A 4,410-nucleotide genomic window follows, 5' to 3' on the forward strand; every position below is an offset into this window, starting at 1 on the left:
CAATCGCAAGGGGTTGATTACGCTTTTTATCAACTTCCCGCTCCAGTGGCTATTTTACCCGCTATTATGCTTGCCTTTATTTTAAATAAAGGCACGATTAATCAATGTGTTGAAACATTTATTAAAGGCGCTGGTCATAACAACATTATCACCATGTGCTTAATTTACTTATTAGCAGGTGCATTTTCTGCGGTGGCAAGTGCAACTGGTGGTGTAGATGCTGTCGTTAATGCGGGCTTATCACTTATTCCGCCTGCATTATTACTCCCTGGCTTATTTTTAATTGCAGCGGTTGTATCTACCGCAATGGGCACGTCAATGGGTACCATTGGCGCCATTGGCCCTATTGCTTATGCTGTATCAATTAAAACGGGTATAGACCCAGCATTAATGGCAGGTACAATTGTATCTGGCGCTATGTTTGGTGATAACTTATCAATTATTTCCGACACCACTATTGCAGCCACGCGCACGCAGGGCTGTGAAATGAAAGACAAGTTTAAAGAAAATCTTAAAATAGCAGTCCCTGCTGCAATACTAACAATTGCTTTATTGTTTTATCTAACACCTGCTGCACAAGCGGTAGAAACCAAAGATTACGATATTTGGCTGGTACTTCCCTACGCATTTATTTTAGTATTAGCCGTTGCTGGTTTGAACGTATTTGTGGTGTTGTTTAGCGGTATTATTTTTGCTGCACTGATGGGCTTTACAGGCAGCTATGAAGGTGCAAGCTTTGTAAAAGATATTTACAAAGGCTTTACCGATATGCAGGAAATATTTTTACTTTCTATGTTTATAGGTGGTCTATCTGAGTTTATTCGTATTAATGGTGGTCTGGATTTTATTGCACAAAAAATTCAAGCAATTACAACAATTATTGCAAAATGGCATCGTAAAGCAGCTGATCAATTAGGTATTGCTGCATTAGTTATGACCAGCAATATGTGTATTGCTAATAATACGGTGTCGATTATTGTAGCGGGTCCCATTGCTAAGAAACTTGCTGATGACGGTGAAATAAGCGGTAAACGTTCTGCTAGTTTGCTTGATATATTTGCCTGTGTTACGCAAGGCTCACTACCTTACGGTGCTCAAGCATTGTTATTAGGCGCTACATTTAAGATTAGCCCTTGGGAAGTGTCAACATCCTCATATTACTGCTTTATTTTAGCCTTTACTGCTATTGCGATTATTTGTTTACGCCGCAATAGAGCGTAATTTACTTATGAATTAATATGTTGCAGCGTTACCGACAGCTGCAACATATTTAAAATATACGCAATGAAAATCAAATACCTACACCAAAATAACGCTCCTTTTTTCACTACAATTATAGTGATAAACGATGCTTTAATTAACTCAACATTTGTTGCTGATTGTAGTAGTGGATTTTGCTAGCGATGCAAAACGCCTATAGCCCTCACCTAGATAAAACCTAAATTTTATATAGCAGCTTTTATTTTATATAGCGCTAACCATTATAAAACGTCGATTGAATAGTACTTAAGAATTAGTTATTGTGATGCTTTATTTTAAGCATACCTATTTGGGTTTATGCTTTTATCCTTAATGGGAGTAACGAATGTCGTCGATTAAAATTATTTGCTTTTGTACTTTATTTTTAATAACAAGTAATGCCTTAGCAGGCACACCTCAAGATACATCTACCCTCTCTTATGATGCACTTTTAAGTAATTATGATTACGACTTTGAAGTAAGTTATTTTGCAGTTGATTCACAAAAACAATCATTAAAAATGGTTTATGTTTACTTAAAACCCACTAAAGTCGACATGCCTGTTGTTACACTTTTGCATGGAAAAAACTTTAACGCCCATTACTGGACCACAACCGCTCAATACTTACAGTCACTAGGCTATGGTGTATTAATTCCTGATCAAATTGGTTTTGGAAAATCGTCTAAACCAATGGATTATCAGTATTCGTTTGCGGCGCTTGCTCATCATACTCATGCGTTAATGGATTCGCTTAATATTAAAAAATCTATTGTACTGGGCCATTCAATGGGCGGAATGCTTGCGAGCCGTTTTGCGTTAATGTATCCAACTACAACAAGTAAATTAATTTTACTTAACCCTATTGGGCTTGAAAACTACCTGCAATATGTTGATTACAAAGATACTAACTTTTTCTATAAAAACGAATTATCAAAAACACCGGAAGGTGTAAAAAGGTATCAGCAAAAATATTATTATGATGGAAAGTGGAACGCTACCTATTCAGCTTTAACTAACTTTATAGTAGGTCAAATACAAGGTCCAGATAAAGAGCAAATGGCATGGGTAAATGCAAAAACATACGATATGATTTTCACTCAACCTGTAATAACCGAATTTAAAGATTTAGCTGTACCGGTTAAATTAATTATAGGTACACGGGATAGAACAGGACCAGGCCGTAACTGGAAAAAAGACGGTGTTGATTACGAGCTTGGTCGCTATGATAAATTAGGCAAACACGCTGCAACACTTATCCCTGACGCACAGTTATTCGAACTGGATAACTTAGGGCACCTGCCTCACATTGAAGATTTTGAGCGCTTTAAAAATGTATTACAAAAAGCGCTTACAACTAAATAAAGGTAAGTACTGAATACAAAAAAACCTGTAAGTAATTACTCACGTAGGTTTTTTATTTAGTAATTAAACTAAATTATACCAATCTGCTTATATATGGGGTCTATTTAACGTTAAGAAAATTACGCTAGAACTAGGCAAAAATTTTTGTATCTAGTTGTTCTAAATAAAAATTTTTAACGACGTTATAGTGCAATTTAATTCGTTAAATTGATCAAAGATTTATGCAGGTTGGTATTACAACTTACATTGTGGGCTTTTACCCTGTGCTCTAGCTGTACTTTGCTCACTAAGTGCTTTGCTCATTTGCGCTTGTAAATTTTTAATACGGTTACTTGGTGCTGGGTGAGTAGATAAAAACTCAGGTGTGGTACCGCTACCCGCTTTACTCATGTTTTCCCACAGTGTTACCGACTCTTGCGGGTTAAAGCCAGCCTCTGCCATTAAATCTAGACCAATAGTATCGGCTTCTGATTCGTGCGAGCGGCTAAATGGTAAAACAACTCCATATTGTGCGCCTAAACCTAAGCCTTGCATAATTTCGTTACGGTATTGAATATTACCCATTTCAAGTGCTGCACTGCCAAGCTGCATACCCGTATCTAAAATTGAACTTTGTGAAACACGCTCATTTGAATGCTCAGCAATTACGTGCCCTACTTCGTGCCCTAGTACTGTGGCTAGTTGGTCTTGATTAGTCGCAATTTTTAATAAGCCCGTATGAACCCCAATGTAACCACCTGGTAGTGCAAAAGCGTTAGCAGACTCATCTTCAAACACAACGACTTCCCAATTTTGAGAAGCATATTCTTGAGGCAAAACAGCGACTACTTTTTCAGCAATACAATTTACATATGCATTTGTTTTAGCATCTTTATTAATAGGCTGATTTTTTTTCATATCTGCAAAACTCGCAGTGCCCATTTCACTCATTTGTTGATCCGAATAAAGCGCTATTTGTGTACGCCCTGTTGGTGATGTTTTGCAACCTGCAAGAACCGCTGTCGCTAATATTGCAATTACCAGTTTTTTCATCATGCTTCTCTTAAATCATTATTTTCATTAACTGTAGAATAGCAAACACGGTGCCAGTTTAAAATCTTTGCTTTGTGTAAATCAAACTAAAAAGCAACTGAAAAAAACAAGCTTAACGAGCTATTAATAATGCAAAATATTTTTATATAAACCTCTTTATTTTGCCTTAAAGTTTGTTTTTCAACGAGACTAAATGGTACTAAGTATTATTTAGATATTTGCGATAAAGTTATAAAGTTAGCAGGCAAACTAAGTGTATCCTCTCAACCCATCCTGTTACAATACAGGCCTAATTTTAGCCATGATTGAGTTTATACATGGACGCCTCGACCTCATCTTTTAGTATCCGTATTTTATTGCCTTTATTAGCGAGTATTGTGGCTATTACGCCGCTTGCTATTGATATGTATTTACCTGCAATGCTCGTTATTGCAAATGACTTACAAACAGATATGCCAAATGTGCAAATTTCTCTGAGTATTTATTTAGCGGGTTATTCGTTAGGTATGCTTTTTTTCGGTCCTATTGCAGATCAAATTGGTCGTCGTAAACTTGCTAAGATAGGTTTAACCTTATTTGGTATTAGCTCAGTGGCGCTTGCCTTTACTACCGAAATACATACTTTTTGGATTCTTAGAGCTGTTCAAGCTTTTACAGGTGCTGCAGCTACAGTCGTTGTGCCAGGTATAATTAGGCACATATATCAAAAAAACACCGCTAAAGGCATGTCTTACGTATCTATGATCATGATGGTTGCACCGCTGCTTGCACCATCG

At 36.8% G+C, this 4,410-nt stretch carries 4 protein-coding genes; 3 read left to right on the top strand and 1 reads right to left on the bottom strand.

The window, feature by feature from the left end:
- Positions 1-1,221, top strand: a 1,221-nt coding sequence (locus tag P20652_RS17460; RefSeq protein ID WP_033017086.1) for a Na+/H+ antiporter NhaC family protein, incomplete at its 5' end; no start/stop codon positions are given.
- Between the two features lie 364 nt (positions 1,222-1,585).
- Complete coding sequence (locus P20652_RS14750; RefSeq protein ID WP_008166306.1) at positions 1,586-2,602, top strand: alpha/beta fold hydrolase; 1,017 nt, start codon at positions 1,586-1,588, stop codon at positions 2,600-2,602.
- Between the two features lie 234 nt (positions 2,603-2,836).
- Here the strand turns inward: P20652_RS14750 and P20652_RS14745 are convergent, their stop codons facing one another.
- Positions 2,837-3,634, bottom strand: a complete 798-nt coding sequence (locus tag P20652_RS14745) for a M48 family metallopeptidase (protein WP_033017087.1) — start codon at positions 3,632-3,634, stop codon at positions 2,837-2,839.
- A gap of 317 nt (positions 3,635-3,951) precedes the next feature.
- Here P20652_RS14745 and P20652_RS17465 point away from each other — a divergent pair.
- Positions 3,952-4,410 (top strand): MFS transporter (locus tag P20652_RS17465; protein ID WP_033017088.1); only part of this gene is annotated, 459 nt, incomplete at its 3' end.

It is taken from the genome of Pseudoalteromonas sp. BSi20652, assembly GCF_000239855.1.
Lineage (GTDB): Bacteria > Pseudomonadota > Gammaproteobacteria > Enterobacterales > Alteromonadaceae > Pseudoalteromonas.